We start from the raw sequence: 26291 nt of genomic DNA, 5'->3' as shown, positions 1-26291 counted from the left end.
TTGGGCCGCGGTGACTTCGTCTCCGCCCTGCCCGACCCCGACGCTGGTGAACCAGCCGGTAGGAGTCGGTCCTTCATCGCGAAGTTCTTTGTTGTTGAGTATTTCGGTCAAGTATAGCAGAAGCCCCTGAGATCTGCTCGGGTAAACCCCAGCGCGGCTCGCTTGAAGAAAGCGAACTTATGACCTAACCGAAATCAGGACGCCAAACCGGCGATGTTGTCGCCGCCCGACGCCCCAAACGCCTGCTCGCGCAGCAGCGCCAGCTGGTCGCGCACCCGGGCCGCTTTTTCGAACTCGAGGTTGCGGGCGTGCTCCAGCATCTGCTTCTCGAGCCGCTTGATCTCCCGGGCGATGTCCTTCTCGCTCATGTCCTCGACCTTGGCGCGTTCCAGGTCGAGCTTGGCCATTTCCTTGCCCGTCTTCTCGCTGTAGACGCCGTCGATCAGGTCGCGCACCTGCTTCACGATGCTGCGCGGCGTGATGCCGTTCGCCTCGTTGTGGGCGATCTGCCGGTTGCGGCGGCGCTCGGTCTCGCCCATGGCCTTCTTCATCGACTCGGTCATCCGGTCGGCATAGAGAATGGCCTTGCCGTTCAGGTTGCGCGCCGCGCGGCCGATGGTCTGGATCAGCGAGCGCTCCGCGCGCAGGAAGCCCTCCTTGTCGGCATCGAGGATCGCCACCAGCGACACCTCGGGAATGTCCAGCCCCTCGCGCAGCAGGTTGATGCCCACCAGCACGTCGAAGGTGCCCAGGCGCAGGTCGCGCAGGATCTCGACCCGCTCGACCGTATCGACGTCGCTGTGCAGGTAGCGCACCTTCACGCCGTTGTCGCCCAGGTAGTCGGTGAGCTGCTCGGCCATGCGCTTGGTCAGCGTGGTGATCAGCACGCGCTCGTTCTTGTCGACGCGGATGCGGATCTCGCCCAGCACGTCGTCCACCTGGTGCGTGGCGGGACGCACCTCGACCTCGGGGTCGATCAGCCCGGTGGGCCGCACCAGCTGCTCGACGACGTTGCCGGCGTGGTCCTTCTCGTACTGCGCGGGCGTGGCCGACACGAAGATGCACTGGCGCACCCGCTGCTCGAACTCCTCAAGCTTGAGCGGCCGGTTGTCCAGCGCGCTCGGTAGCCGAAAGCCGTACTCGACCAGCGTGACCTTGCGCGCCCGGTCGCCGTTGTACATGGCGCTGAGCTGGCCGACCATCTGGTGGCTCTCGTCGAGGAACATCAGCGCGTCCTTCGGCATGTAGTCGGTGAGCGTGGGCGGCGGGTCGCCGGGCTGCGCGCCCGAGAGGTGCCGCGTGTAGTTCTCGATGCCCTTGCAGTGGCCGATCTCGGCCAGCATCTCGAGGTCGAAGCGCGTGCGCTGCTCCAGCCGCTGCGCCTCGACCAGCTTGCCGGAGCCGGTCAGTTCCTTGAGCCTGCCGGCCAGTTCGATCTTGATGGTCTCCACGGCCGCCAGCACCTTGTCGCGCGGCGTCACGTAGTGGCTCGACGGGTACACCGTGAAGCGCGGCACCTTCTGGCGGATGCGTCCGGTGAGCGGGTCGAACAGCTGCAGCGACTCGATCTCGTCGTCGAACAGCTCGAAACGGATCGCCAGTTCGCTGTGCTCGGCCGGAAACACGTCGATGGTGTCGCCGCGCACCCGGAACGTGCCGCGGGCAAAGTCCTGCTCGTTGCGCGTGTACTGCATGCGGATGAGCCGCGAGATCAGGTCGCGCTGGCCGACCTTGTCGCCCACGCGGGCGATCAGCCGCATCTCCATGTAGTCCTCGGGCGTGCCGATGCCGTAGATGGCGCTCACCGTGGCCACGATGACCGTGTCGCGCCGCTCCAGCACGCTCTTGGTGGCCGACAGGCGCATCTGCTCGATGTGCTCGTTGATCGAGGAGTCCTTCTCGATGAACAGATCGCGCTGCGGCACGTAGGCCTCGGGCTGGTAGTAGTCGTAGTAGCTCACGAAGTACTCGACGGCGTTCTTCGGGAAGAACTCGCGGAATTCGCTGTACAGCTGCGCCGCCAGTGTCTTGTTGGGCGCGAACACGATGGCCGGGCGCCCCAGCCGGGCGATCACGTTGGCCATGGTGAAGGTCTTGCCCGAGCCCGTCACGCCCAGCAGGGTCTGGAACACCTCGCCGTCGAGCACCCCGGCCACCAGGCCGTCAATGGCTGCGGGCTGGTCGCCCGCCGGCGGATAGGGCTGGAACAGCTCGAACGGCGAATCGGGGTAGCGGATGAATTCGCCCTGCTTCGCCGGCCCGATGGGGTCGAGTTTCTTCAGGTCTGCTATGGCTTCGGTGTTCTCTGGCATGGCTGTTCCCGACAGGTGGCGTGGCGCCGGTAAAATTCAAGGCAACCGGAAAGGATAAAGCCTCCTCCGGTTGCCAGCGAAGCTTTCATCCCAAAGGACCTTTCCATGTCTATGTTCACCGCGGTCGAAATGGCGCCGCGCGACCCGATCCTCGGCCTCAACGAGCAATTTGCAGCCGACACCAACCCCCTCAAGGTCAATCTCGGCGTCGGCGTGTATTACGACGACAACGGCAAGCTGCCCCTGCTCCAGTGCGTGCAGGCCGCAGAGCAGAACATGATGAAGGCCCCCTCGGCCCGCGGCTACCTGCCGATCGACGGCATCGTGGCCTACGACAACGCCGTCAAGGGCCTGGTCTTCGGCCCCGAGAGCGAGCCCGTCACCTCCAGCCGCGTGGCCACCATCCAGGCCATCGGCGGCACCGGCGGCCTGAAGGTCGGCGCCGACTTCCTCAAGAAGCTCAACCCCAACGCCACCGTGCTGATCAGCGACCCGAGCTGGGAAAACCACCGCGCGCTGTTCACCAACGCCGGCTTCACGGTCGAGAGCTACCCCTACTACGACGCCGCCCAGCGCGGCATCAACTTCGACGGCATGCTGGCCGCCCTGAACGCGGCACCGGCCGGCACCATCGTCGTGCTGCACGCCTGTTGCCACAACCCGACCGGCTACGACATCACGCCCGCGCAGTGGGACCAGGTGGTCGCCGCCGTCAAGGCCAAGGGCCTCGTGCCCTTCCTCGACATGGCCTACCAGGGCTTCGGCTACGGCCTGAAGGAAGACGGCGCGGCGGTTGCCAAGTTCGTCGACGCCGGCCTGACCTTCTTCGTCTCCACCTCGTTCTCCAAGAGCTTCAGCCTGTACGGCGAGCGCGTCGGCGCCCTGTCGGTGCTGTGCGAGAACAAGGAAGAAGCCGGCCGCGTGCTGTCGCAACTCAAGATCGCCATCCGCACCAACTACAGCAACCCGCCGATCCACGGCGGCGCCGTGGTGGCCGCGGTGCTCGGCACCCCCGAGCTGCGCGCCCTGTGGGAAAAGGAACTGGGCGAGATGCGCGTGCGCATCAAGGCCATGCGCCAGAAACTGGTCGACGGCCTGAAGGCCGCCGGCGTGAAGGAAGACATGAGCTTCATCACCACCCAGATCGGCATGTTCAGCTACTCGGGCCTGAGCAAGGACCAGATGGTGCGCCTGCGCAACGAGTTCGGCGTGTACGGCACCGACACCGGCCGCATGTGCGTCGCCGCGCTCAACAGCAAGAACATCGACTACGTCTGCGCGTCGATTGCGAAGGTCATCTAGGTGACAACCGGGTGTGACTGAATCGACTTTTTGACGATTCGTTCACATTCGGCCACAGAAGCCGAATCCAGCCCGCTCCGGGCTAGGGTTCGGCCCCCTGCGCCGCGGCAAATGCACTGATATATTGCACTGCAACATCCACTCAAAGACCCGCGATGCTCTATCAACTCTACGAAGCCCAGCGTTCCCTGATGGAGCCCTTTTCGGACTTCGCCCAGGCCGCCTCCAAGCTCTACGGCCCCGGCGCCGTCTGGAGCCAACTGCCGATGGCACAGCGCATGGCCGCCGGCTATGACCTGCTGTACCGGCTGGGCAAGGACTACGAAAAGCCCGAGTTCAACATCAAGTCCGTCAAGGTCGACGGCGAAGAGGTCGTGATCCAGGAGGCCGTCGAGCTCGACAAGCCCTTCTGCGAACTGCGCCGCTTCAAGCGCTTCACCGACGAACCGCACATCCTCAAGACGCTCAAGAGCCAGCCCGTGGTGCTGATCGTGGCGCCGCTGTCGGGCCACTACGCCACACTGCTGCGCGACACCGTGCGCACCATGCTGCAGGACCACAAGGTCTACATCACCGACTGGAAGAACGCGCGCCTGGTGCCGCTGTCGGACGGCGAGTTCCACCTGGACGACTACATCAACTACGTGCAGGAGTTCATCCGCCGCCTGCAGGCCGAGTACGGCAACTGCCACGTCGTGAGCGTGTGCCAGCCCACCGTGCCGGTGCTGGCTGCCGTGTCGCTCATGGCCAGCCGCGGCGAGCCGCTGCCTCTCACGATGACCATGATGGGCGGCCCGATCGACGCGCGCAAATCGCCCACGGCCGTGAACAACCTCGCGACCAACAAGAGCTTCGAGTGGTTCGAGAACAACGTGATCTACCGCGTGCCGCAAGGCTTCCCGGGCGCGGGCCGCAAGGTCTATCCGGGCTTCCTGCAGCACACGGGCTTCGTGGCCATGAACCCCGACCGCCACGCCAGCAGCCACTACGACTACTTCAAGGACCTGATCAAGGGTGACGACGCCAGCGCCGAAGCCCATCGCAAGTTCTACGACGAGTACAACGCCGTGCTCGACATGGACGCGGACTACTACCTCGAGACCATCCGCACCGTGTTCCAGGACTTCGACCTGGTCAACGGCACCTGGGACGTGAAGAGCCCCGCCGGCCAGGTGGAGCGCGTGCGTCCGCAGGACATCCACGCCACCGCCCTGCTCACCGTCGAAGGCGAGCTCGACGACATCTCCGGCTCGGGCCAGACCCAGGCCGCGCACAGCCTGTGCACCGGCATCGCCGACGCCAAGCGCGAGCACTACGAGGTCAAGGGCGCGGGCCACTACGGCATCTTCAGCGGCCGCCGCTGGCGCGATCTGGTCTACCCGAAGGTGCGCAACTTCATCGCAGCCAGCGACGAGCCCCAGCGCCGCGCCGGTGCGCGCGAAGAGCTGCCGGCCGAAGACCGCATCAAGCCGGGCCAGAAGCTCAAGGCCGTGGCCACCGCTGCGGCCCGCAAGACGCCGGTCGCCGCCAAGAAGGCCGTCGCCGTGAAGGCCGCGCCGGCTGCCAAGAAGCCGGTCGCAGCGGCAAAGAAGCCCCGCGCCAGCGCCGCGCGCTGAGCCGCGCGCATCACCCACCGTGAACGGGCTGGCCGCACGCATCAACGACGCACTGCCTCAAACGCAGTGCACACGGTGCGGCTACCCCGATTGCGCGGGTTATGCGCAGGCCATCGCCGACGGCGAGGCCGACATCAACCAGTGCCCGCCCGGCGGCGCCGAGGGCATCGAGCGCCTCGCGCTGCTCACGGGCCGCCCCACGCTGCCACTCGATCCGCAGTTCGGCACCGAAGGCCCACGCGCCATGGCCGTCATCGACGAGGCCTGGTGCATCGGCTGCACGCTCTGTCTCGACGCCTGCCCGACCGACACGATCATCGGCATCCACAAGCGCATGCACACGGTGATCGAGGCGCACTGCACGGGCTGCGAGCTGTGCATTCCGGTGTGCCCGGTCGATTGCATCTCGCTCGAAGTCGAAACGCCCGGCCGCAGCGGCTGGCAGGCGTGGTCGCAGGCACAGGCGCAGGCCGCCCTGCAGCGCTACAAGCTGCACGCCCAACATCGCGACACGGCAAAACGCGAAGCCGAACCGGCGCCCGCTGCCACCGAACCGCAAGCCGCCGACACGCGCAAGCGCTCCATCGTCGAAGCTGCCCTGGCGCGTGCCCGCGCTGCCGCCGAACAACGCCAGGCCGCCACCAAACCATGACCCTCGACACCCTGCTGATCTATGCCGTCGCCTCGCTCGCCCTGGCGGTGATTCCCGGCCCGACCATGCTGCTGGCGCTGTCCAACGGCATCGACGGCGGCATGCGCCGCGCCAGTTGGGGCATCGCGGGCGCGTCGCTGGGCAGCGTCTCGCTGATCGCGGTCGTGGCGCTCGGGCTGGGCTCGCTGCTCGCGGCCTCGGAATGGCTCTTCAACGCGATCCGTGTCGCGGGCGTGGCCTACCTGGTGTGGCTCGGCATCAAGCTGTGGCGCAGCGAAGCGACCGACCTGGGCACCGCGCTGGCCAAGTCGGCCATCGAGGTCCGTCCGCACGGTCGCATCGCGCTCGTGCGCAGCCTGATGGTGGCGCTGTCCAACCCGAAGACGGTGCTGTTCTTCGCCGCCTTCCTGCCCCAGTTCATCGACACGGCCAAGCCCCAGGGCATGCAGTACCTAGTGCTGGGCGCGATCTTCGTGGTGCTCGACACCTGCGTGATGCTGGCCTATGCCGGCGCCGGCACGCAGGCCGTGCGCTGGCTCTCGCGCCGTGGCCTCAAGGCGCTCAACCGCAGCTGTGCCGTCGGCATGTGGCTGCTGGCCGCCACCCTCGCATTCTGGCGCCGCCCCGCCTGAGCCTCGTCGAACTCAGCCCTTCTGCGGGCGCTTGAACAGCAACAGCAGCACGCCCGCCAGCACCACGCCCACGGCGTACCACTCGAAGCGCGTGACCGTCTCGTGGGCGATCCACACGCCCAGCAGCATCGCGATCACCGGATTGACGAAGGTGTAGCTCGCCGCCACCCCGGCCGGCGCCTGCGCGAGCAGCACCATGTAGGCGTTGAACGCGATCAGCGAGCCGAACACCACGAGGTAGACCCACGCCCCCAGCGCCACCGGCTGCGGCGGCCAGCTCATCGTTTCGCCCGACACCGCGGCCAGCACCATCAGCACCACGCCGCCACACAGCATCTCGCTCGCAAAACCCATCGCACCGGGCGCCAGCGGCAGCTTGCGCTGGCTCAGCACGCTGCCGAGTGACCAGCAGATGCAGGCCACGCAGATCGCCACCAGCCCCTCGGGCGAGGCCTTGAAGCCGCTGCCCTGCGTGAGCATCAGCACGCCGACGAGCCCCAGCGCAATGCCCGCCGCTTCGAGCCGCGCCGGCTTCACGCCCCAGATCAGGTTCAAGAGCGCAATCAGCAACGGGATGACGGCAATGAACGCCACCACCAGCCCCGAGCCGATCGACACCTCGGCCAGCGCCGTGCCGCCCATGCCGCCGCCGAGCATCAGCGCGCCGACGACCAGCGCATTGCGCCACTGCAGGCGCGACGGCCAGGGCGTGCCGCGCCAGCGCATCCACGCCGCCAGCAGCACGCCCGCAACCAGGAAGCGCGAGCCCATCTGCAGGAACGGCGGAAAGCTGATCAGCGCGTACTTGATGGCCAGGTAGGTCGAACCCCAGACCACCCAGGTGGCGGCCAGGCACAGCCACAGCAGCGGCGTTAGCCGGGGGCGCGAGGAGGAAGCGGCAGGCGCAGCCTGCGCGGGTGTGGCGAGTGTCGACATATCGAGGGTGTCTATTCTTGGTATGGAATGCCCGTCATGGTATGAAAGCCATGGGCCGGCAGCCATGCGAAATTCATGGTTCTGCTCGCACCACACCGTCGAATTAAAGGACTTCCATGGACTTCACCTTGACCCCCACGCTGGACGCCCACGACACCCGCATCCTGGCCGAACTGCAGGCCGACGCGCGCCTGAGCATGGCCGAGCTGGGCCGCCGCGTGCACCTGAGCCAGCCGGCCGTGACCGAGCGCGTGAAAAAGCTGGAAGCCGCCGGCGTCATCACCGGCTACCGCGCCACCGTGAACCTCACGCGGCTGGGCTACGGGATCCGCGGGATCATCCGCGTCGGTCGTGCCGACTACGACCTCGTGGTGAAGCTGGTCCAGGAGACGCCCGAATGCGTCAACGCCTACAACGTGACCGGCGAAGACAGCTGGATCCTCGAGATCGCCGTGATCGACGTGCCGCACCTCGATGCGGTGCTCGCCAAGTTCTGCATCCTGACCGAGACCGCGACCTCGATCATTTTGAACCCGGCGCGCGAGCACCAGCCGATGCTGCCGCCGCAGCGCGCCGACGTGAAGCCGCCGGTGCGCAAGGCACTCAGCGCGTAGCGGCGAGCGCGTTGAAGGCCGTCACCACCTCGGGCGGCGCCTGCACCATCTCGACCAGCACGCCCTCGCCCGAGATCGGGAACTCGTCGTTGGCCTTGGGGTGCAGGAAGCAGATGTCGAAACCGGCCGCGCCCTTGCGGATGCCGCCCGGCGCAAAGCGCACGCCCTGCGCCGTGAGCCACTCGACGGCCTTGGGCAGGTCGTCGATCCACAGGCCGACGTGGTTCAGCGGCGTGGTGTGCACCGCCGGTTTCTTCTCGGGGTCCAGCGGCTGCATCAGGTCGACCTCGACCTTGAACGGGCCGCTGCCCATCGAACAAATATCTTCGTCGACGTTCTCGCGCTCGCTGCGGAAGGTGCCCGTCACCTCGAGCCCCAGCATGTCGACCCACAGCTTCTGCAGGCGCAGCTTGTCGGGGCCGCCGATGGCGATCTGCTGGATGCCCAGCACCTTGAAGGGACGCGGCGTGGCGGGCGTGGTCATGCGCAGCCGCCTTCTTCCGCCTGCTCCTGCGTGCGGTGCGAGCGCAGGCCGAGCTTGCGCAGCAGCTGCACGTCGGCATCGACGTCGGGGTTGCCGGTGACCAGCAGCTTGTCGCCGTAGAAGATCGAGTTGGCGCCGGCCATGAAGCACAGGGCCTGCACCGCCTCGCCCATCTGCTGACGGCCGGCCGACAGGCGCACGCGCGCGGTCGGCATGGTGATGCGCGCCACGGCGATCATGCGCACGAAGTCGAAGGGATCGACCGGCTCCGAGTCGGCCAGCGGCGTGCCGGGCACGCGCACCAGGCTGTTGATCGGCACCGACTCGGGGTACGGGTCCATGTTCGCGAGCTGCGCGATCAGCCCGGCGCGGTGCACCGGCTGCTCGCCCATGCCCACGATGCCGCCGCAGCACACGCTGATGCCGGCGCTGCGCACGGCCGCCAGCGTGTCCAGGCGGTCCTGGTAGGTGCGCGTGTCGACCACGTCGGTGTAGTACTCGGGCGCGGTGTCCAGGTTGTGGTTGTAGTAGTCCAGGCCCGCGGCCTTGAGCTGCTGCGCGTGGTGCGGCTCCAGCATGCCCAGCGTGGCGCAGGTCTGCAGGCCCAGGCCCTTCACGGCCTCGACCAGCACCGCCACCTTCTCGACGTCGCGGTCCTTGGGCGCGCGCCAGGCGGCGCCCATGCAAAAGCGCGTGGCGCCGGCGTCCTTGGCGGCCTGCGCGGCGCGCACCACCTCGTCGACCTCCATGAGCTTTTGCGCCTTCACGCCGGTGTCGAACTCGGCCGACTGCGGGCAGTAGCCGCAGTTCTCGGGGCAACCGCCGGTCTTCACCGACAGCAGCGTGGCCAGTTCGATGTCGCCTTCGGGGAAATGCCGGCGGTGCACGGTCTGCGCCTCGAACAGCAGTTCCATGAAGGGCTTGTCGAGCAGCGCCTGGATGGCCTCCACGGACCAGGGGCCCTGGGGCGTCGCCACGGCCTTGGCCGGGCGGTGCAGCGTGATTGCCGCTTGTTGCAGGTCGTTGGCACCCATCAGTTGAACTCCAGAATGATTTGGTCGACGGCGAGCGATTCGCCCTTGGCCGCCGAGATCTTGCCCACCACGCCGTCCTGCGTGGCGAACAGCACGTTTTCCATCTTCATGGCCTCGATCACAGCCAGCTTCTCGCCGGCCTGGACCTGCTGCCCCGGCTGGACCGACACCTCGACCAGCAGGCCCGGCATCGGCGACATCAGGAACTTACTCAGGTCGGGCGGCGCCTTGTAGGGCATCAGCTCGAGCAGGCGCGCACCCAGCGGCGACAGCACCATGGTCTCGATCTGCGTGCCGTCGTGCGACACGCGCAGCGCCAGCGGGTTCTTGCCCGCGCCGCGCTCCACCTGCGCCGTGAAGGGCTTGCCGTTGGCCGTGCCCTGCACGCGCACAGCGCCCAGCGCGAAGTCGCTCTCGATCTGGTAGCGCTTGTCGCCCACGGTGACGGCGCTGGCGCCGGTCTTGTCCTGGAAGTCGCTCACCGACACCGCGTGGTGCACGTGCTTTCCCTCGGGGCCCAGCTCGACCACCACGAACTGCTCGCCCACCTTCACGCCGTGGCCCGCGAGCTGCCCGCTGATGCCCGAGGCGCGCGCGCGGTAGCGGCGGTTGACGAAGGCGGCCAGCGCCACCAGGAACGCCGGATCAGCGTGCGGCACGTCTTCCGCGTGGAAGCCCTTGCCGTAATGCTCGGCGATGAAGCCGGTGTTGAAATCGCCCGCCACGAACTTCGGATGCGCCAGCAGCGCGGCCTGGAACGGGATGTTGCTGCTGATGCCGCGGATCACGAAACCGTTGAGTGCCTCGCGCATGAGCGCGATGGCTTCGTTGCGGTCCTTGCCGTGCACGATGAGCTTGGCGATCATCGAGTCGTAGTACATCGGGATCTCGCCGCCGTCGTACACGCCGGTGTCCACGCGCACGCCGTGCAGGTGGCCGGTGTCGCTCGCGAACATGCTCTCGGCCGGCGGCTGGAACTTCACCAGCCGGCCCGTCGAGGGCAGGAAGTTGCGGAACGGGTCTTCGGCATTGATGCGGCACTCGATGGCCCAGCCGTCGCGCTTCACGTCGGCCTGCGCCAGCGGCAGCTTCTCGCCGGCCGCCACGCGGATCATCAGCTCGACGAGATCGAGACCGGTGATGCACTCCGTCACCGGGTGCTCCACCTGCAGGCGCGTGTTCATCTCCAGGAAGTAGAAGCTCTGGTCCTTGCCGACCACAAACTCCACCGTCCCCGCGCTCTGGTACTTCACGGCCTTGGCCAGCGCCACCGCCTGCTCGCCCATCGCCTTGCGCGTGGCATCGGTGATGAAGGGCGACGGCGCCTCCTCGATCACCTTCTGGTGGCGGCGCTGAATGGAGCACTCGCGCTCGTTCAGGTAGATGACGTTGCCGTGCGAATCGCCCAGCACCTGGATCTCGATGTGGCGCGGCTCCTCGACGAACTTCTCGATGAACACGCGGTCGTCGCCGAAGCTGTTACGCGCCTCGTTGCGGCACGAGGTGAAGCCTTCGAAGGCTTCCTTGTCGTTGAAGGCCACGCGCAGGCCCTTGCCGCCGCCGCCGGCCGAGGCCTTGATCATCACCGGGTAGCCGATGTCCTTGGCGATCTCGACGGCACGCTCGGCCGTCTCGATGGCGTCGTTCCAGCCGGGAATGGTGTTGACCTGGGCTTCGTTCGCGAGCTTCTTCGAGGCGATCTTGTCGCCCATGGCCGCGATCGAATAGTGCTTCGGGCCGATGAAGGCAATGCCCTCTTCCTCGACCTTGCGCGCAAAGGCTTCGTTCTCCGACAGGAAGCCGTAGCCCGGATGCACGGCTTCGGCGCCGGTCTTCTTGCAGGCCGCGATGATGCGGTCGACCTGCAGGTAGCTCTCACGGCTGGGCGCGGCGCCGATGTGCACGGCCTCGTCGGCCAGCTCGACGTGGCGGGCTTCCTTGTCGGCGTCGGAGTAGACGGCGACGGTGAGGATGCCCATCTTCTTGGCCGTTTGAATCACGCGGCAGGCGATTTCACCGCGGTTCGCAATCAGGATCTTCTTGAACATGTTTTTCTTTCTCCGTGCAGCTCAGAGCGGAATGTTTCCGTGCTTGCGCCACGGGTTCTCGAGCTTCTTCTCGCGCAGCATGACGAGCGAGCGGCAGATGCGCTTGCGCGTCTCGTGCGGCAGGATCACGTCGTCGATGTAGCCGCGCGCGCCGGCCACGTACGGGTTGGCGAAGCGGGCCTTGTACTCGGCCTCGCGGGCGGCGAGCTTCTCGGGGTCGTTCTTGTCTTCGCGGAAGATGATCTCCACCGCGCCCTTGGCGCCCATCACCGCGATCTCGGCGCGCGGCCAAGCCAGGTTGACGTCGCCGCGCAGGTGCTTGGAGGCCATCACGTCGTATGCACCGCCGTAGGCCTTGCGCGTGATGACGGTGATCTTGGGCACCGTGCACTCCGCGTACGCATACAGCAGCTTGGCGCCGTGCTTGATGATGCCGCCGTACTCCTGGCCGGTGCCGGGCATGAAGCCGGGCACGTCGACGAAGGTGATGACGGGGATGTTGAAGGCATCGCAAAAGCGCACGAAGCGCGCCGCCTTGATGCTGCTCTTGATGTCCAGGCAGCCCGCCAGCACCAGCGGCTGGTTGGCCACGATGCCCACGGTCTGGCCTTCCATGCGCGCGAAGCCGATCACGATGTTCTTCGCGTAGTCGGGCTGCAGCTCGAAGAAGTCGCCGTCGTCCACCACCTTCAGGATCAGTTCCTTGATGTCGTAGGGCTTGTTCGGGTTGTCGGGCACCAACGTGTCCAGCGAGTAGTCGGGCCGGTCGGCCGGGTCGCCCTGGCCGTCGTTGCCCAGGCGCACCGGCGGCTTCTCGCGGTTGTTCAGCGGCAGGTAGTTGTACAGGCGGCGCAGCATCATCAGCGCCTCGACGTCGTTCTCGAACGCCATGTCGGCCACGCCGCTGCGCGTGGTGTGGGTGATGGCGCCGCCCAGTTCTTCGGCCGTCACGCTCTCGTGCGTCACGGTCTTCACCACCTCGGGGCCGGTGACGAACATGTAGCTGCTGTCCTTCACCATGAAGATGAAGTCCGTCATGGCGGGCGAGTACACGGCGCCGCCGGCACAGGGGCCCATGATCATGCTGATCTGCGGCACCACGCCCGAGGCCATCACGTTGCGCTGGAACACGTCGGCATAGCCGCCCAGCGAGGCCACGCCTTCCTGGATGCGGGCGCCGCCCGAATCGTTCAGGCCGATGACCGGTGCGCCGACCTTCATGGCCTGGTCCATCACCTTGCAGATCTTCTCGGCGTGGGCTTCGCTGAGCGCGCCGCCGAAGACCGTGAAGTCCTGGCTGAACACGAACACGAGGCGGCCGTTGATCATGCCGTAGCCCGTGACCACGCCGTCGCCGGGGATCTTCTGCTCGGCCATGCCGAAATCGACCGAGCGGTGCTCGACGAACATGTCCCACTCTTCAAACGTGCCGTCGTCGAGCAGCAGCTCGATGCGCTCGCGCGCCGTGAGCTTGCCCTTGGCGTGCTGCGCGTCGATGCGCTTCTGCCCGCCGCCGAGTCGCGCCTGGGCGCGCTTCTTTTCGAGTTGTTCGATCAGTTCTTGCATGGTGTGCTTCCGAAGCTGTGGTTCTGGATTGCTGGGAGAGTCTTGTGGGGGCCGGGGTGTCACACCCGGGCGGTGATGGCGGCCGCGGCGAGCAGCTGGCGCGCCGCCGTCGAGGCCGGCAGGCTGCCTTGGGCCACCTGCTGCGTGAGCTGCGGCAGCAGTTCGCGCACCTGCGCATGCTGGCGGAACGCCTGCTTGAGCCCGGCGTCGATGCGTTCCCACATCCACGCGGTGGCCTGTTTTTCGCGGCGCTTGGCGAGCTTGCCGTTGGCGGTCTGCAGCGCCTTGAATTCGAGCACGGCGTCCCAGAAGGCGTCGACGCCGGTGCCGGCGAGCGCGCTCAGCTGCAGCACCTTGGGCAGCCAGAAGCGGCGCTCCACGCCGCTGTGGGCGTCATGCACGGCGTGCGCATGGTCGGGGTTGCCCTGGTGGCCGAACAGGCGCAGCGCCGAGGTGATCTGGGCCTGCGCGCGCGTGGCGGCGTCGCGGTCGATGTCGGCCTTGTTGATGGCGACCAGGTCGGCCAGCTCCATCACGCCCTTCTTGATCGCCTGCAGGTCGTCGCCCGCGTTGGGCAGCTGCAGCAGCACGAACATGTCGGTCATGCCGGCCACGGCGGTTTCGCTCTGGCCCACGCCCACGGTCTCGACGATCACGATGTCGTAGCCCGCGGCCTCGCAGACCAGCATGGCCTCGCGCGTCTTCTCGGCCACGCCGCCGAGCGTGCCGCTCGAGGGGCTGGGCCGGATGTAGGCGCGCTCGTGCACCGACAGGCGCTCCATACGCGTCTTGTCTCCCAGGATGGAGCCGCCCGACACGGTAGACGAGGGGTCGATGGTGAGCACCGCCACGCGGTGGCCCTTGCCGATCAGCAGCAGGCCCAGCGTTTCGATGAAGGTCGACTTGCCCACGCCGGGCACGCCCGAGATGCCGAGGCGAAACGATGCGCCGGTGCGCGGCAGCAGCGCCGTGAGCAGTTCGTCGGCCTGCGCGCGGTGGTCGGCGCGCGTCGATTCGAGCAGCGTGATCGCCTTGGCGATGGCACGCCGCTGCGCCATGCCCGGCGCATCGGCGAGCGCGCGTTCGAGCGCGCCGACGGTGTTCAGCACGCGGCCTCCGACGCCACGCGCCAGCGGTAGTGCAGGTCGACGCCCTCCTCGCCTTCGAGCACGAAGCCGTGCCGCTGGTAGAAGCGGTTGGCGTCGCTCTGCACGAGCGCGGTGAGCTTGATGTCCAGCTTCTGTTCGCGCGCCTGCGCCTTGGCCCAGCGCAGCGCCCATTCGCCGATGCCGCGCCCCTGGAAGCCGGTGCGCAGGTACAGGTGATCGAGGCGCAGCGCATCCGCGTCCTCAGGCTTGAGCGTGATGAAGCCCAGGCGCTGCTCACCGTCGAGCACGATGTGGTGCATGTACGGCACCACGAAACCGGCCGACAGGCGCTCGCGCGAGCGCGTGAGGTCGAAACGGCCGACGCGCTCCAGGCTCGGACGCATCGCATCGATGCGCACGGCCAGCATGTCTTCGAAATCGCTGGAATCCACGGGCTGCAGCGACAGCCGCGACAAGAGATCGCCCACGTCGATTCGTCTCAGACTGCGACGGCCGCGCGGATCTGCTCCAGCACGTCCTTGGCGCTGGCCGGGATGGGCGTGCCCGGGCCGTAGATGCCCTTGACGCCGGCTTCGTACAGGAAGTCGTAGTCCTGGCGCGGAATCACGCCGCCGACGAAGACGATGATGTCGTCCGCGCCCTGCTTGCGCAGTTCTTCGATGATGGCCGGCACAAGAGTCTTATGGCCGGCGGCGAGCGTGCTCACGCCCACGGCATGCACGTCGTTCTCGATGGCCTGGCGCGCGCACTCTTCGGGCGTCTGGAACAGCGGGCCCATGTCGACGTCGAAGCCCAGGTCGGCGAACGCCGTGGCGACGACCTTCGCGCCGCGGTCGTGCCCGTCCTGGCCGAGCTTGGAAATCATCACGCGCGGGCGGCGGCCTTGCGCTTCGGCGAAGTCGTTGATCTCGGTCTTGAGCGCTTCCCAGCCTTCGGCCGAGTCATAAGCGGCAGCGTACACACCGGTCACCTTTTGCGTGTCGGCGCGATGGCGGCCGAAGGATTTTTCGAGGGCGTCGGAAATCTCGCCGACGGTGGCGCGGGCGCGCACCGCGTCGATGCTCAGCGCCAGCAGGTTGCCGGTGTTGTTCTCGGCGGCGTCGGTGAGCGCGTCGAGCGCGGCCTGCACCTTGGCGTTGTCGCGCGAAGCGCGGATGCTCTGCAGGCGCGCCACCTGCTGCTCGCGCACCTTGACGTTGTCGATCGACAGGCTGTCGATCGCGTCTTCGTTCTTGAGCTTGTACTTGTTGACGCCGACGATCACGTCCTTGCCCGAGTCGATGCGCGCCTGCTTCTCGGCGGCGGCGGCCTCGATCTTGAGCTTGGCCCAGCCGCTGTCCACGGCCTTGGTCATGCCGCCCATCGCCTCGACCTCTTCGATGATGGTCCAGGCGGCATCGGCCATGTCCTGCGTGAGCTTCTCCATCATGTAGCTGCCGGCCCAGGGGTCGATCACGTTCGTGATGTGCGTCTCTTCCTGGATGATGAGCTGCGTGTTGCGCGCGATGCGGGCGCTGAACTCGGTGGGCAGCGCAATGGCTTCGTCGAGCGCGTTGGTGTGCAGCGACTGCGTGCCGCCGAACACCGCAGCCATCGCCTCGATGGTGGTGCGCACCACGTTGTTGTACGGGTCCTGCTCGGTGAGCGACCAGCCAGACGTCTGGCAGTGAGTGCGCAGCATCAGGCTCTTGGGGTTCTTGGGGTTGAACTCCTTCATGATGCGGCACCACAGGAGGCGCGCCGCGCGCATCTTGGCCACTTCGAGGTAGAAGTTCATGCCGATGGCCCAGAAGAAGCTCAGGCGCCCGGCAAAGCCGTCGACGTCGAGGCCCTTGGCCAGCGCGGTCTTCACGTATTCCTTGCCGTCGGCCAGCGTGAACGCGAGCTCCAGCGCCTGGTTGGCGCCGGCTTCCTGCATGTGATAGCCGCTGATCGAGATCGAGTTGAACTTCGGCATCTTCTGCGCCGTGTACTCGATGATGTCGCCAATGATCCGCATGCTCGGCGCCGGCGGAAAGATGTACGTGTTCCGGACCATGAACTCCTTGAGGATGTCGTTCTGGATGGTTCCGCTCAATTGGTCTTGCGCCACGCCCTGCTCTTCGGCCGCGACCACGTAGCCCGCGAGCACCGGCAGCACGGCGCCGTTCATCGTCATCGAGACACTCACCTTGTCGAGCGGGATCTGGTCGAACAGGATCTTCATGTCCTCGACCGAATCGATCGCCACGCCGGCCTTGCCGACGTCGCCGGTCACGCGCGGATGGTCGCTGTCGTAGCCGCGGTGGGTGGCCAGGTCGAAGGCCACGCTCACGCCCTGCCCGCCGGCGGCCAGCGCCTTGCGGTAGAACGCGTTCGATTCTTCGGCCGTGGAGAAGCCGGCGTACTGGCGGATGGTCCAGGGGCGCACCGCATACATGGTGGCCTGCGGGCCGCGCAGGTAGGGCTCGAAGCCGGGCAGCGTGTCGGTGTACTTCAGGCCTTGCAGGTCGGCCGCGGTGTACAGCGGCTTCACGCTGATGCCGTCGGGCGTGATCCAGTTCAGCGCATTCACGTCGCCGCCGGGCGCCGACTTGGCGGCGGACTTGGCCCAGGCGTCGAGGTCGGCCGGCTTGTAGGTGGGTTCGGGTGTGCTGCTGCTCATGGAAGGCGCCGCTCCAGGCGGTGGTCTGACGGGATTCGCAAGGTCGCTTGCACGGATTTGCAAGCCGTTCACAAGTCTAACCCATCCGTAATTATTAATTCAAACGCATTTTTTGAAGTACAGTGCAGCCCATGTCCGCCGTCACCCTGACCCCCCGCGCCCTCTATGAAGAGGTGGCCGAGCTCCTGCGCCAACGGATCTTCCGCCGCGAGCTGGAGCCCGGCAGCTGGATCGACGAACTCAAGCTGGCCGAGGAATACGGCATCAGCCGCACGCCCCTGCGCGAGGCGCTGAAGGTGTTGGCCGCCGAGGGCCTGGTGACGATGAAGGTGCGGCGCGGCGCGTACGTCACCGAGGTGTCGGAGCAGGATCTGGCCGACGTGTACCACCTGCTCTCCCTGCTCGAGAGCGACGCCGCCGGCGTGGTGGCCGAGCGCGCCACCGACGCCCAGCGCGCCGAGCTGAAGGCGCTGCACGCCGAGCTGGAAGCCGCCGCCGCCCCCGGCAAGGAAGATCGCGAGCACTTCTTTGCGGTGAACGAGCGCTTCCACATGAGTCTGCTGGCCATTGCCAACAACAAGTGGCGCGACCAGATGGTGGCCGACCTGCGCAAGGTGATGAAGTTGAATCGCCACAACTCGCTGCTGAAGGCGGGGCGCATTGGCGAGTCGCTGGCGGAGCACCGTGCGGTGATGGCGGCCATCGAGGCGCGCGACGCCGCCACGGCCATGGCGCGCATGCGCGAGCACTTCCTCAACGGCCTAGAAGCCGCTGTATAGGGCTCTCCCCCAGGCTTCGCGCACTTCGTGTCGCTTCGCCAACCCCCTTCCGGGGGCGACGCCTGCGGCCCGGCAGAGCCGGTTCCGCGGCGTCTCACGAAGGGGCCTGCGCCCCTGGGCGCGGCCTCGTTCAGCCTAGTGTGAGGGTCCCTGCCTCTGTCGCGATGCGCTGGGCGATTTCCAGCATGCGCGGAGCGACACGGCTGAGCATGGCTTCCCTCGGCAGCAGGTAGGCGGGGCCGCCGCAGCTCACGCCGTAGCGTTCGCCGCGCGGGCCTTCGAGTGCGAAGCCCAGGGCGTGGATCTGGGGGTTCCATTCGCCGAAGGAGGTGCAGTAGCCCAGGCGGGCGTGCTCTTCGAGGCTGGCGATGAGGCGCGGCTCGATGGCGTGCCAGTTCTCGCCGGTTTCGAGGCGGATCTGCTCCAGCAGTGCCGACTGCTCGGGCCCGGGCAAGGCGCCGATGTAGGCGCGGCCGGAGGCGGAGGTGGCGATGGACATGCGCGAGCCGACGTCGATGCGGGAGCTGATGAGCGCCGAGCGCGGGCGCAGCGAATCGATGACCAGCATGTCCAGGTCGTCGCGCACCGCCATGTGGATGCTGGCGCCCGACAGTTCGGCCAGGTTGCTCAGATGGGGGCGCGCCAGCGCCCTCAGGTCGAAATTGCGCAGGTAGCGGCTGCTCATGTCGAGCAACACCGGCCCCAGGCTGAAACGCTCGCTGTCTTGCGACTGCCGCAGATACCCCGCCCCCACCAACGTCGCCGTGAGGCGCGACACCGTGGCCTTCGGAATGCCGGTGGTGTCGGCCAATTCCCGGTTTCCGACGGGCGCTGCCGCCATCCCGATGACCTTCAGCAGCGACAACCCCCTGGCAAGCGCACTGACTTCTTCCTTGCTGCCTGCAGCTTCACTCATAAGACAGAACCTTTTTCTTGTTTCCCTGACCGCCTTATTCTTGAGCAAAAACAGGTGCTTCGCTCACACTTGTTGTTGCATTGTCATGAAACTGTGTTCCATCGAGCGTCAACTTCGCTCAATTGTGTTGACTGTCTACAAAGTCGGGGCGGCGAGGCCGGAATTCAGGCGGCCTGGGCGGCAGGTTCGTGCGCCAGCGCCATCACTTCGTGCGGCGGGCGGGTCTTCAGGCGGTGGTCGCTCCAGACCTGGCGCCAGCGGCGTGCGCCGGGCAGGCCGTTGCGCAGACCCAGCATGTGACGCGCGATCGACCACCAGTTGGTGCCGTGTTCGGCCGCCTCGCGGACCATGTAGTCGCACATCCGCGCCTCGATGTCCTCGCGCGTGAGCGTCTGCGGGGCGTCGCCGTAGAACTCGGCGTCCCATTCGGCCAGCCACCAGGGGTTGTGGTACGCCTCGCGGCCGATCATGGCGCCGTCGAGCAGCCGCAGGTGCTCGTGCACCTGCGCGTTGGTGGCGATGCCGCCGTTGATCGAAAACTGCAGCGCCGGAAAGTCGTGCTTCAGGCGGTGCACCAACGCATAGCGCAGCGGCGGAATCTCGCGGTTCTGCTTCGGGCTCAGGCCCTGCAGCCAGGCGTTGCGCGCATGCACGATGAAGGTGCCGCAGCCGGCCTCGCTGACCGCGCCGACGAAGTCGCGCACGAACTCGTAGCTCTCGATCTTGTCGATGCCGATGCGGTGCTTCACCGTGACCGGCACATCGACCACGTCGACCATCGCCTTCACGCAATCGGCCACCAGCTGCGGCTCGTTCATGAGGCAGGCCCCGAACGCGCCGCGCTGCACGCGCTCGCTCGGACAGCCGCAGTTCAGGTTGATCTCGTCGTAGCCCCACTCTTCGCCGAGCTTGGCGCAGTGCGCCAGGTCGTGCGGCTCGCTGCCGCCGAGCTGCAGCGCGACGGGGTGTTCTTCTTCATGAAAGCGCAGGTGGCGCGGCACGTCGCCGTGGATCAGCGCGCCGGTGGTCACCATCTCCGTGTAGAGCAGCGCATGGCGCGTCATGAGGCGGTGGAAGACGCGGCAATGCCTGTCGGTCCAGTCCATCATGGGCGCGACGGACAGGCGCATAGCCTCAATCGCGGTGGCCTTTCGAGGCAACGCGTCTTGCAGCCCATTGTTTGTGCGGTTCTCGTTTTGTGTCATTGGATCTAGTTCAGCGCTACTTTTTGGTCTCAGCAATGCCCCCATGAGAAAGAACGGCGCATACCGCCGTACAGGGCCCCTTGGGCGTCATTACCAAAAACAAGCGCGCAATTGGAAGGGTAGCGCATCCCCGACACCACGAATCACGTTGACTGTTCCCGGTCGCGTGCCGCAAATGGTCGGCGTGCTCGTAATGCAAGAAAATCCCCAGCGCCTACCGCCTCCCGGACGGCACTTAGCGTCCCAAGTGAAAAATATGAGACCCGCTAGGCACTCATACGAGCAAGTCGGCAAGAGAACGATGGACAGAGTCGTTCGCAAGCATGCAAGGCGAGTTCGGTGAGAAGCAAGTCATGGATACGATCGGAAACCCGCAATCGGAGTTCCATGAAACCGGTACCTTACCCCGCTCTTTTGAGTCACATCCTGGATGGTGGGCACTATCGCCCGCTTCTCAGCAGTCCCGAGGTCGAACAGCACCGAACCGCCTGGCGGGGCCTCTTCAAAACGTTGAAATCCCGTCCCCCAGAGGATGCGACGATGGCCGAATGCTTCCATACGCAGTGGCATGCCTCACACCATCTCATTCGAGAGCTCGTAGCCGACGACGAGTTGCTAATGGATGCACTCTGGGTTTGGCTACCGAGATACGAGGGACCGAGTCTTGTGCTCTACCGCGGCGAAAACATCGACCGGTATGAGGCGGGAAGAATCGGCACGGCGTGGACGGAGATTTCGAAGAAGGCGCATCAGTTCGCGACGGGACTTAATGCCGTTGGAAAGGGAGGTGTGTTGTTGCGAACCGCAGCCCCCCTTTCATCGATCATTGCGAGCCCCTCCAAGCACTCACTCTATTTAGGCGAAGCGGAATTCTCACTCGACACCCGAAGACTCGACGAAATCAAGATCATCAGTCAACATCCACCTCACAGCTAGCCGCCCGTCCGCATCGATTGCTTTTGAGTGATCATTCGAACTCGCCAAATCTCGTTGAAAATCCATGCCCCGACCCGCTGCTCCAATCCTTAATAAGAGACAGGTTCGACAAGCCGCAAAGCTCTGGCGCGATCAACCAGGCCGGGGAGGCTTTCAGAAGAGTCGGCTATATGACGTTGTGATCGATGGAAAAACCTATCCTCCTAAAGCCATCGCATCGCTCGCAAATGAGATAGCTGGAAACGGCGTTTTGAGGCCCAGCGATTTTTCAGGAACCTGGGAGGGGAAATGGCATAGCGAATTCACACGCTTAGGCTTCGAAATTCGACACAAGGCGAATTCTTCGATCGAGTCCGAGGCGGGTATTCTTCGCTATCGCGACGACGATCGCTTCATCGACTGCTCGCGCGCATTCCTCGTCACAGGTAAGCCAGAGCATGACGCTCTAAATCGGCGTCTTCTAGCGAGGAACCAGTCCGGATATTGGGTCTTGCGGGACGGGCGTATCAAACAAGGTGATGCGCTGTTTGTTCTTTTGCCAAGCCGACAGGGCGCCGGAGGCTATCCACGAGAACTGTTTTGCGGTGTCTTGAGCGAAACGCCCAAACGCCCCACCAAGGGAGGCGGGACTCTCTTCCAAGTCGAGCGTTTTTATCGGTTGGATTCGATCCTTTCGAAGGTCAAACACTTTCTTGGAGATCGCGTTCCGCCGCAAGGAAATCGCGTCGGCACGGTATGGGACGACGAAGCGCCCCATGGGGAGCTTTGCCCTGCGGAAGGCATGGAGGGCGATGACGAAGACGAGAGCTACCCTGAAGGCTCAGAGAAATTCAAGCAGCACAAGACCCGGGAACGCAATCGAAAAGTGGTCGGTCTCGCCAAGCTGAGGCGTTTCAAGGCCACCGGAAAGCTCGAATGCGAAGCGTGCAACTTCAACTTTAGGAAGATCTACGGTGAGCGCGGCAACGGCTTCATCGAAGCGCACCACAAGATACCAGTAGCCTCACTCGACGCGCCAGTCCAAGTACGCGTCAAGGATTTCGCCTTGGTGTGCTCAAACTGCCATCGCATGCTCCATCGCATCAGGCCATTGATGACCGTTGAGGACCTGAAGGAGCACCTAACACGGATCAAGAAAGAGGGATGACTGAGTCACCCCCGCTTTCTAGACATGCGTGTCCCTCCCGGAGGCCAACGGGAAACTTCATGAGTCAGCAGACATCCCGAGAAACTCAACACTGAATCCATGGCCTCTATTGGAGATCCGAAGCTCGGAGTCCGTCACCGCCGCAGATTTGCCAATCGGCTAGGCGCACGCTGCCTACTGCGTCTGTAGCGTCACGGGAGCCTCCGCCCCGCGCCCGCGTCTTGTACGCCAGTGATGCAATGCACAAACAGCGCTTTCGCGTGCACGGGGGACGCCATGTGGCGGCGTTGTCCGACTCCGCCCCGCCCTCGCCTCGTGACAATGGACCGGCCCGGCAGACCCGCGCCACAAGCGCAGACGAGCCGACGCATTTCATTTCCAGGCTACGCACCGATGACCCGCATCTACCTCATAGAAGACAACCCCTTGATCGCCACCACCCTGACCGATGGACTGAGGGAATTCTCCGGATGCGAAGTCGTCGCCACCGCCAGCAGCAGCGACGAAGCCATCGACTGGCTCGACGCGAACCCCGACGCCTGGGACGCCGCCGTGATCGACGTGTTCCTTGCGCAAGGCAACGGCCTGACCGTGGCCAACCACCTGAGGGAACGCAAGTCGCCCGCGCAGCGCACCGTGGTGTTCATGAACCACGCGACCTCCGAGGTGCGTGAAGGCGCGCTGTCGGCGGGCGTCGATGCGGTGTTCGACAAGTCGCTGCAGCTCGAAGACTTCTACGACTTCTGCCGCACGCTCGGCATTGCGCCGCGCCGTTAGTCGTTCAGACGTTGGCCGCGCGAATCGATTCGGCCAGCAACCCCAGCCCTTCTTCAAAAACCGCCTCCGGAATGGTGAGCGGAAACAGGAAGCGCACCACGTTGCCGTGCACGCCGCAGGTCAGCAGCAGCAGACCGCGCTCGAGCCCCGCCGCATGCACGCGCTTCGTGAACTCGGCGTCAGGCTCGCCGCTGTGCGGATCGCGAAACTCCACCGCCACCATCGCGCCCAGGCCGCGCACATCGCAGATGCGCGGCACCTCGATGCGCAGTGCCGCGAGGCACGCCGTCAGCCGCTCGCCGAGCATGCGGGCGCGTGCGACCAGCCCTTCGTCCTCGATCACGCGCATCGTCTCCAGTGCTGCCGCCACCGCCAGCGGATTGCCCGCGTAGGTGCCGCCGAGGCTGCCGACGCGCGTGGCGTCCATGAGTTCGGCGCGCCCCGTGAGGGCCGACAGCGGGAAGCCGCCGGCCAGGCTCTTGGCGGTCGTCACCAGGTCGGCCTCGATGCCGTAGTGCTCCAGCGCGAAGAGCTTGCCGGTGCGCCCGAAGCCGGTCTGGATTTCATCGACGACCAGCAGGATGCCGTGGCGGTCGCATTCCGCGCGCAGGTGCTCCATGAGTGCGGGCGGCGCCACGTAGAAGCCGCCCTCGCCCTGCACCAGCTCGATGACGATCGCGGCCACGCGCTGCGGATCGACGTCGGTCTTGAACAGCCGGTCGAGCGCTGCAATGCTGTCGTCCACCGTCACGCCCAGCGGCGCGGCCGGAAACGGCACGTGCCACACATCGCCCGGCATCGGGCCGAAGCCCGCCTTGTATGGCGCGACCTTGCCGGTGAGCGCCATGCCCATGAAGGTGCGGCCGTGGAACGCGCCTGAGAACGCCACCACGCCGCTGCGGCCGGTGGCGGCGCGCGCGACCTTCATCGCGTTCTCGATGGCCTCGGCGCCGGTCGTGAAGAGCGCGCTCTTCTTCGCGCTGGGGCCGGGCACGAGGCGGTTCAGCTGCTCGCACAGCGCCACGTATTCCTCGTAGGGCGTGACGTGGAAGCAGGTGTGGTGAAAGTCGTCGAGCTGCGCGCGCACGGCGGCCACGATGCGCGGGTGCCGATGGCCGGTGGCGAGTGTGGCGATGCCGCTGGCAAAGTCGACAAAGCGCCGGCCTTCCACGTCCCACAGCTCGGCGTTGTCGGCGCGGGCGGTGAAGTGCGGCGTGAGCGTGCCGATGCCCTGCGCGCAGGCGGCGTTCTTGCGGGCCTGCAGGCTCGCGTTGGTCGTGACTTGGGTGAGCATGAAGAAAAAATAGAAAGAGAAGAGACGGAAATCAGCCGCGCATCAGGTGCTCGGCCAGCGCGCGAAAGGCGTGCATCGAGGTCGGCAGGTGTGCGTTGGCGGCCAGCGGGTGCGAGGCAAAGCGCGCCACCACCATCTCGGCCTCGGGGTCGATGTGCAGCGCCTGGCCGTGGATGCCTTGCGCAGTGAAGGTGCTGCGCGCGTCGTGCGCCACCCACCACATGTTTCTGTAGCTCCAGCCGGCCAGCCGCGTGTAGCCCGCGAGCGCGAAGCGCGCCGGATCGGCGCCGCGGCGGATGTCGGCCACCACGGCTTCGGGCACGATCTGCGCGCCGTTGAAGGCGCCGCCCAGCCGCATCATTTCGCCCAGCCGCGCGAGGTCGCGCAGGCCGGTGCACAGGCCGCCGCCCGCGAACTCGGCGCCCTGCCCGTCCACGGCAAAGGCCGCGTCCTGCTCGGCGCCCAGGCGCGACCAGATGCGCTCACTCAACACCCGTGCCAGCGGCTGCCCTGCCACGCGGCTGATGAGCCAGCCCAGCACATCGGTGTTGACGGTGCGGTAGGCAAAGGCCTCGCCGTGCGTGCCCTGCCCCTGCACGGTCTGCAGGAACTGGCGGTAGCCCTCGGCGCCCGCGTAGCCCGCGGGGCGCGGCAGCAGCTGGCCCGCGCGCGCATGCTTCCACACGCCGGCCTCGGGGTCGGTGTAGTCCTCCGAGTAGTCGATGCCCGTCGTCATGTCCATCACCTGGCGCACGGTGGCGTGGCCGAAGGCGCTGGCCGCCAGCTCGGGGATGTAGTGCCGCACCTGCGCATGTTCATCGAGCGCACCCTCGGCCGCGAGCATCGCGCCGACCGTGCCGACGACCGACTTGGTGACCGACATCGCCATGTGCTGCCCGTGTTCGTCGAGCGCGCCGAAGTAGCGCTCGTACACGATGCGCCCGCGGTGCAGCACCACCGCACCATCGGCGCAGATCGTTGTGAGCGCGCTGAGCCAGTCGGTGCGCGAACCGTCGGCGGGCAAGGTGAAGGCCAGCGTGTCGAGCTCGGGCCGCTCGGCGCGCGGCAGCACCGACACCGGGCCAGTACCGCGCGACACGTTGCGCGTCGGCTGCAGCTCGCGCAGGTGCGAGAAGGCCCAGCGGTTCTCGGGGGCCTGGAAGATCGGGCGTTCGCGCGGGCGCTGCACCGCGGTGCCGGCCGTAGGAAAACCATCGCGCCAGCCGTCGGCCAGCGCGGCATCGGGAGCCGTCGTTTCTTGGGTGGTCATAGGGGTGCGATGGCTCATTCGCCGAGCGCGTCGAGGTCGCCCATCACGCGGCGCTCCAGGATGTCGCTGGCACGGCTCAGGTGGGCGTGCATGTGCTTCGCGGCGACTTCGAGCTTGTTCTCCTCGACCGCGTCGAGGATCTGCAAATGCTCGCGACACGACTTGCGCAGCAGGTCGATGTTCACCAGCGGGTAGTCCGACAGGTCGGAGATGCGGCGCAGCCGGTTCTGCTGCTTCACCGCATCGAGGATGAAGCGGTTGCCCGAGGCGCTGGCCAGCAGCTCGTGGAACTGCGCGTTGGCCTCGAAGAACTCCATCCACGAATGGCGCGAGGCGTGCGTCAGCAAGGTCTGCTGCTGTTCGCGGCAAGCGAACAGCCGCTCGTGCTCGACCTTGAAGCCCGGCTCACGCAGCGCCGCGCATTCCACCACCAGGCGAAAGCGGTAACTCTCGCGCTCGCTCTCGACCGAGTCGAGGGTTTCGGTGAACTCCCAGCGCTGGTAGTGGCGACCGCGCAGCACGCCGTCCTGCAGCAGCGTGGTCATCACGTTGCGCAGCAGCGGGCGCGGCACGCCGTAGGTCTGGGCCAGCTCGAGCTCGTTGACGCGCGTCGGCAGCTTGCCCGCGAGGCGGTCGCGCAGCACGCGGTAGTAGAGCGTCTTCTCCTCGTCTTCCGGCATCTCGCGGCGTGCGCGGTCGAGCGCCTCGCGGTCGGCCACCAGCGTGTAGCCGCGGTTGGGCACGTGCGCCAGCAGCGCACGCTCGTGCAAGAGGCGCAGCGCGGCGCGCACCGGCGTGCGCGAAATGCCGAGCCGACCCGCGAGGTCGGTCTCGGTCATGTGGCGGCCGTTCTCGTAGCCGCCGGCCAAGGCCTGGTCGAGGATGTAGCGGCTCACGCGCTGGGTGAGCGGCGGGACCGACTTGTTGTCCATCTGCGTCTGCATCTGCTGCTGCGGGGCCATCCATGGGTCTCCGGAAACACGGGCTGGGTGCCGATCATCGCGGGTTCTTTGTATTT

At 66.3% G+C, this 26291-nt stretch carries 23 protein-coding genes; 9 read left to right on the top strand and 14 right to left on the bottom strand.

Annotated features, from left to right (window positions below; genetic code table 11):
- Positions 1–194 precede the first annotated feature (194 nt).
- On the bottom strand, positions 195–2312 hold the full coding sequence (gene uvrB, locus AC07O4_RS02880) for an excinuclease ABC subunit UvrB (RefSeq protein ID WP_492742929.1): 2118 nt from the start codon (positions 2310–2312) through the stop codon (positions 195–197).
- Between the two features lie 105 nt (positions 2313–2417).
- On the opposite strand from uvrB, the gene AC07O4_RS02875 reads away from it, so the two are divergent.
- The 4 genes from AC07O4_RS02875 to AC07O4_RS02860 all read left to right on the top strand — a co-directional run bounded on the left by AC07O4_RS02875 (position 2418) and on the right by AC07O4_RS02860 (position 6514).
- Positions 2418–3614 (top strand): amino acid aminotransferase, encoded by a 1197-nt coding sequence (locus AC07O4_RS02875; RefSeq protein WP_495303716.1) that lies wholly within the window; start codon positions 2418–2420, stop codon positions 3612–3614.
- 155 nt (positions 3615–3769) lie between these two features.
- Positions 3770–5230, top strand: a complete 1461-nt coding sequence (locus AC07O4_RS02870; protein ID WP_495259849.1) for a polyhydroxyalkanoate depolymerase — start codon at positions 3770–3772, stop codon at positions 5228–5230.
- Between the two features lie 19 nt (positions 5231–5249).
- Complete coding sequence (locus tag AC07O4_RS02865) at positions 5250–5882, top strand: RnfABCDGE type electron transport complex subunit B (RefSeq protein ID WP_495303715.1); 633 nt, start codon at positions 5250–5252, stop codon at positions 5880–5882.
- A complete protein-coding gene (locus AC07O4_RS02860; protein WP_495303714.1) occupies positions 5879–6514 on the top strand; it encodes a LysE family translocator in 636 nt (211 codons plus the stop codon). The genes AC07O4_RS02865 and AC07O4_RS02860 overlap by 4 nt, the downstream gene beginning before the upstream one ends.
- A 12-nt stretch (positions 6515–6526) precedes the next feature.
- On the opposite strand, the gene yedA is transcribed toward AC07O4_RS02860, so the two are convergent.
- Entirely contained in the window at positions 6527–7450 is a 924-nt protein-coding gene (yedA, locus tag AC07O4_RS02855; RefSeq protein WP_495303713.1) for a drug/metabolite exporter YedA, read from the bottom strand.
- 116 nt (positions 7451–7566) lie between these two features.
- On the opposite strand from yedA, the gene AC07O4_RS02850 reads away from it, so the two are divergent.
- Positions 7567–8064, top strand: coding sequence for an Lrp/AsnC family transcriptional regulator (locus AC07O4_RS02850; RefSeq protein WP_062473217.1), 498 nt, complete (start codon positions 7567–7569; stop codon positions 8062–8064).
- Here the strand turns inward: AC07O4_RS02850 and AC07O4_RS02845 are convergent.
- Genes AC07O4_RS02845 through scpA form a run of 7 tightly spaced genes read right to left on the bottom strand, consistent with a single transcriptional unit; the run spans position 8054 to position 16949 of the window.
- Complete coding sequence (locus AC07O4_RS02845; RefSeq protein ID WP_495303712.1) at positions 8054–8548, bottom strand: VOC family protein; 495 nt, start codon at positions 8546–8548, stop codon at positions 8054–8056. The two genes, AC07O4_RS02850 and AC07O4_RS02845, sit on opposite strands and share 11 nt — an antisense overlap.
- On the bottom strand, positions 8545–9582 hold the full coding sequence (bioB, locus tag AC07O4_RS02840; RefSeq protein ID WP_062473215.1) for a biotin synthase BioB: 1038 nt from the start codon (positions 9580–9582) through the stop codon (positions 8545–8547). The genes AC07O4_RS02845 and bioB overlap by 4 nt, the downstream gene beginning before the upstream one ends.
- The gene (gene accC / locus AC07O4_RS02835; RefSeq protein ID WP_495303711.1) at positions 9582–11630 is read right to left on the bottom strand and encodes an acetyl-CoA carboxylase biotin carboxylase subunit; all 2049 of its coding nucleotides are present in this window, start codon (positions 11628–11630) and stop codon (positions 9582–9584) included. The genes bioB and accC overlap by 1 nt, the downstream gene beginning before the upstream one ends.
- A 21-nt stretch (positions 11631–11651) precedes the next feature.
- Positions 11652–13196 (bottom strand): acyl-CoA carboxylase subunit beta, encoded by a 1545-nt coding sequence (locus AC07O4_RS02830; protein WP_062473211.1) that lies wholly within the window; start codon positions 13194–13196, stop codon positions 11652–11654.
- A 59-nt stretch (positions 13197–13255) separates the two neighbouring features.
- The gene (gene meaB / locus AC07O4_RS02825; RefSeq protein WP_307693158.1) at positions 13256–14305 is read right to left on the bottom strand and encodes a methylmalonyl Co-A mutase-associated GTPase MeaB; all 1050 of its coding nucleotides are present in this window, start codon (positions 14303–14305) and stop codon (positions 13256–13258) included.
- Positions 14299–14772 (bottom strand): GNAT family N-acetyltransferase, encoded by a 474-nt coding sequence (locus AC07O4_RS02820; RefSeq protein ID WP_062473207.1) that lies wholly within the window; start codon positions 14770–14772, stop codon positions 14299–14301. The genes meaB and AC07O4_RS02820 overlap by 7 nt, the downstream gene beginning before the upstream one ends.
- Positions 14773–14783: 11 nt before the next feature.
- On the bottom strand, positions 14784–16949 hold the full coding sequence (scpA, locus tag AC07O4_RS02815; RefSeq protein ID WP_062473205.1) for a methylmalonyl-CoA mutase: 2166 nt from the start codon (positions 16947–16949) through the stop codon (positions 14784–14786).
- A gap of 131 nt (positions 16950–17080) precedes the next feature.
- Here scpA and AC07O4_RS02810 point away from each other — a divergent pair, with 131 nt between their 5' ends.
- Positions 17081–17728: a GntR family transcriptional regulator gene (locus tag AC07O4_RS02810; protein ID WP_062473203.1), complete on the top strand. Its 648-nt coding sequence runs from the start codon at positions 17081–17083 to the stop codon at positions 17726–17728.
- Positions 17729–17858: 130 nt separating this feature from the next.
- On the opposite strand, the gene AC07O4_RS02805 is transcribed toward AC07O4_RS02810, so the two are convergent.
- Positions 17859–18644, bottom strand: a complete 786-nt coding sequence (locus AC07O4_RS02805) for an IclR family transcriptional regulator (protein ID WP_062473201.1) — start codon at positions 18642–18644, stop codon at positions 17859–17861.
- A 164-nt stretch (positions 18645–18808) separates the two neighbouring features.
- Positions 18809–19849: a tRNA dihydrouridine(20/20a) synthase DusA gene (gene dusA, locus AC07O4_RS02800; RefSeq protein WP_495303710.1), complete on the bottom strand. Its 1041-nt coding sequence runs from the start codon at positions 19847–19849 to the stop codon at positions 18809–18811.
- A 540-nt stretch (positions 19850–20389) separates the two neighbouring features.
- On the opposite strand from dusA, the gene AC07O4_RS02795 reads away from it, so the two are divergent.
- From AC07O4_RS02795 to AC07O4_RS02785, 3 genes are all read left to right on the top strand, one after another.
- Positions 20390–20785 (top strand): hypothetical protein, encoded by a 396-nt coding sequence (locus AC07O4_RS02795; protein WP_495303709.1) that lies wholly within the window; start codon positions 20390–20392, stop codon positions 20783–20785.
- 64 nt (positions 20786–20849) lie between these two features.
- Complete coding sequence (locus AC07O4_RS02790) at positions 20850–21932, top strand: HNH endonuclease (protein ID WP_495303708.1); 1083 nt, start codon at positions 20850–20852, stop codon at positions 21930–21932.
- A 426-nt stretch (positions 21933–22358) separates the two neighbouring features.
- The gene (locus AC07O4_RS02785) at positions 22359–22709 is read left to right on the top strand and encodes a response regulator (protein WP_495303707.1); all 351 of its coding nucleotides are present in this window, start codon (positions 22359–22361) and stop codon (positions 22707–22709) included.
- Between the two features lie 4 nt (positions 22710–22713).
- Here AC07O4_RS02785 and gabT read toward each other — a convergent pair whose 3' ends face one another.
- Genes gabT through AC07O4_RS02770 form a run of 3 tightly spaced genes read right to left on the bottom strand, consistent with a single transcriptional unit; the run spans position 22714 to position 26235 of the window.
- A complete protein-coding gene (gene gabT, locus AC07O4_RS02780) occupies positions 22714–24003 on the bottom strand; it encodes a 4-aminobutyrate--2-oxoglutarate transaminase (protein ID WP_495303706.1) in 1290 nt (429 codons plus the stop codon).
- A gap of 31 nt (positions 24004–24034) precedes the next feature.
- Positions 24035–25273: a serine hydrolase domain-containing protein gene (locus AC07O4_RS02775; RefSeq protein WP_495303705.1), complete on the bottom strand. Its 1239-nt coding sequence runs from the start codon at positions 25271–25273 to the stop codon at positions 24035–24037.
- Between the two features lie 14 nt (positions 25274–25287).
- On the bottom strand, positions 25288–26235 hold the full coding sequence (locus AC07O4_RS02770) for a GntR family transcriptional regulator (protein ID WP_495303704.1): 948 nt from the start codon (positions 26233–26235) through the stop codon (positions 25288–25290).
- Between the last annotated feature and the right edge of the window lie 56 nt (positions 26236–26291).

This window comes from Variovorax sp. GW821-FHT09D04, assembly GCF_059416405.1.
Note: the sequence above shows the minus strand (reverse complement) of the source record. Positions and strands in the feature narration are given on the sequence as shown.

Bases quoted from the DNA above. Each gene is read 5' to 3' on its own strand.
- uvrB (WP_492742929.1), bottom strand. From the start codon at position 2,312: ATGCCAGAGAACACCGAAGCCATAGCAGACCTGAAGAAACTCGACCCC.
- AC07O4_RS02875 (WP_495303716.1), top strand. From the start codon at position 2,418: ATGTCTATGTTCACCGCGGTCGAAATGGCGCCGCGCGACCCGATCCTC.
- AC07O4_RS02870 (WP_495259849.1), top strand. From the start codon at position 3,770: ATGCTCTATCAACTCTACGAAGCCCAGCGTTCCCTGATGGAGCCCTTT.
- AC07O4_RS02860 (WP_495303714.1), top strand. From the start codon at position 5,879: ATGACCCTCGACACCCTGCTGATCTATGCCGTCGCCTCGCTCGCCCTG.
- yedA (WP_495303713.1), bottom strand. From the start codon at position 7,450: ATGTCGACACTCGCCACACCCGCGCAGGCTGCGCCTGCCGCTTCCTCC.
- AC07O4_RS02850 (WP_062473217.1), top strand. From the start codon at position 7,567: ATGGACTTCACCTTGACCCCCACGCTGGACGCCCACGACACCCGCATC.
- AC07O4_RS02845 (WP_495303712.1), bottom strand. From the start codon at position 8,548: ATGACCACGCCCGCCACGCCGCGTCCCTTCAAGGTGCTGGGCATCCAG.
- bioB (WP_062473215.1), bottom strand. From the start codon at position 9,582: ATGGGTGCCAACGACCTGCAACAAGCGGCAATCACGCTGCACCGCCCG.
- accC (WP_495303711.1), bottom strand. From the start codon at position 11,630: ATGTTCAAGAAGATCCTGATTGCGAACCGCGGTGAAATCGCCTGCCGC.
- AC07O4_RS02830 (WP_062473211.1), bottom strand. From the start codon at position 13,196: ATGCAAGAACTGATCGAACAACTCGAAAAGAAGCGCGCCCAGGCGCGA.
- scpA (WP_062473205.1), bottom strand. From the start codon at position 16,949: ATGAGCAGCAGCACACCCGAACCCACCTACAAGCCGGCCGACCTCGAC.
- AC07O4_RS02810 (WP_062473203.1), top strand. From the start codon at position 17,081: ATGTCCGCCGTCACCCTGACCCCCCGCGCCCTCTATGAAGAGGTGGCC.
- AC07O4_RS02805 (WP_062473201.1), bottom strand. From the start codon at position 18,644: ATGAGTGAAGCTGCAGGCAGCAAGGAAGAAGTCAGTGCGCTTGCCAGG.
- dusA (WP_495303710.1), bottom strand. From the start codon at position 19,849: ATGACACAAAACGAGAACCGCACAAACAATGGGCTGCAAGACGCGTTG.
- AC07O4_RS02795 (WP_495303709.1), top strand. From the start codon at position 20,390: ATGGCCGAATGCTTCCATACGCAGTGGCATGCCTCACACCATCTCATT.
- AC07O4_RS02790 (WP_495303708.1), top strand. From the start codon at position 20,850: ATGCCCCGACCCGCTGCTCCAATCCTTAATAAGAGACAGGTTCGACAA.
- gabT (WP_495303706.1), bottom strand. From the start codon at position 24,003: ATGCTCACCCAAGTCACGACCAACGCGAGCCTGCAGGCCCGCAAGAAC.
- AC07O4_RS02775 (WP_495303705.1), bottom strand. From the start codon at position 25,273: ATGACCACCCAAGAAACGACGGCTCCCGATGCCGCGCTGGCCGACGGC.
- AC07O4_RS02770 (WP_495303704.1), bottom strand. From the start codon at position 26,235: ATGGCCCCGCAGCAGCAGATGCAGACGCAGATGGACAACAAGTCGGTC.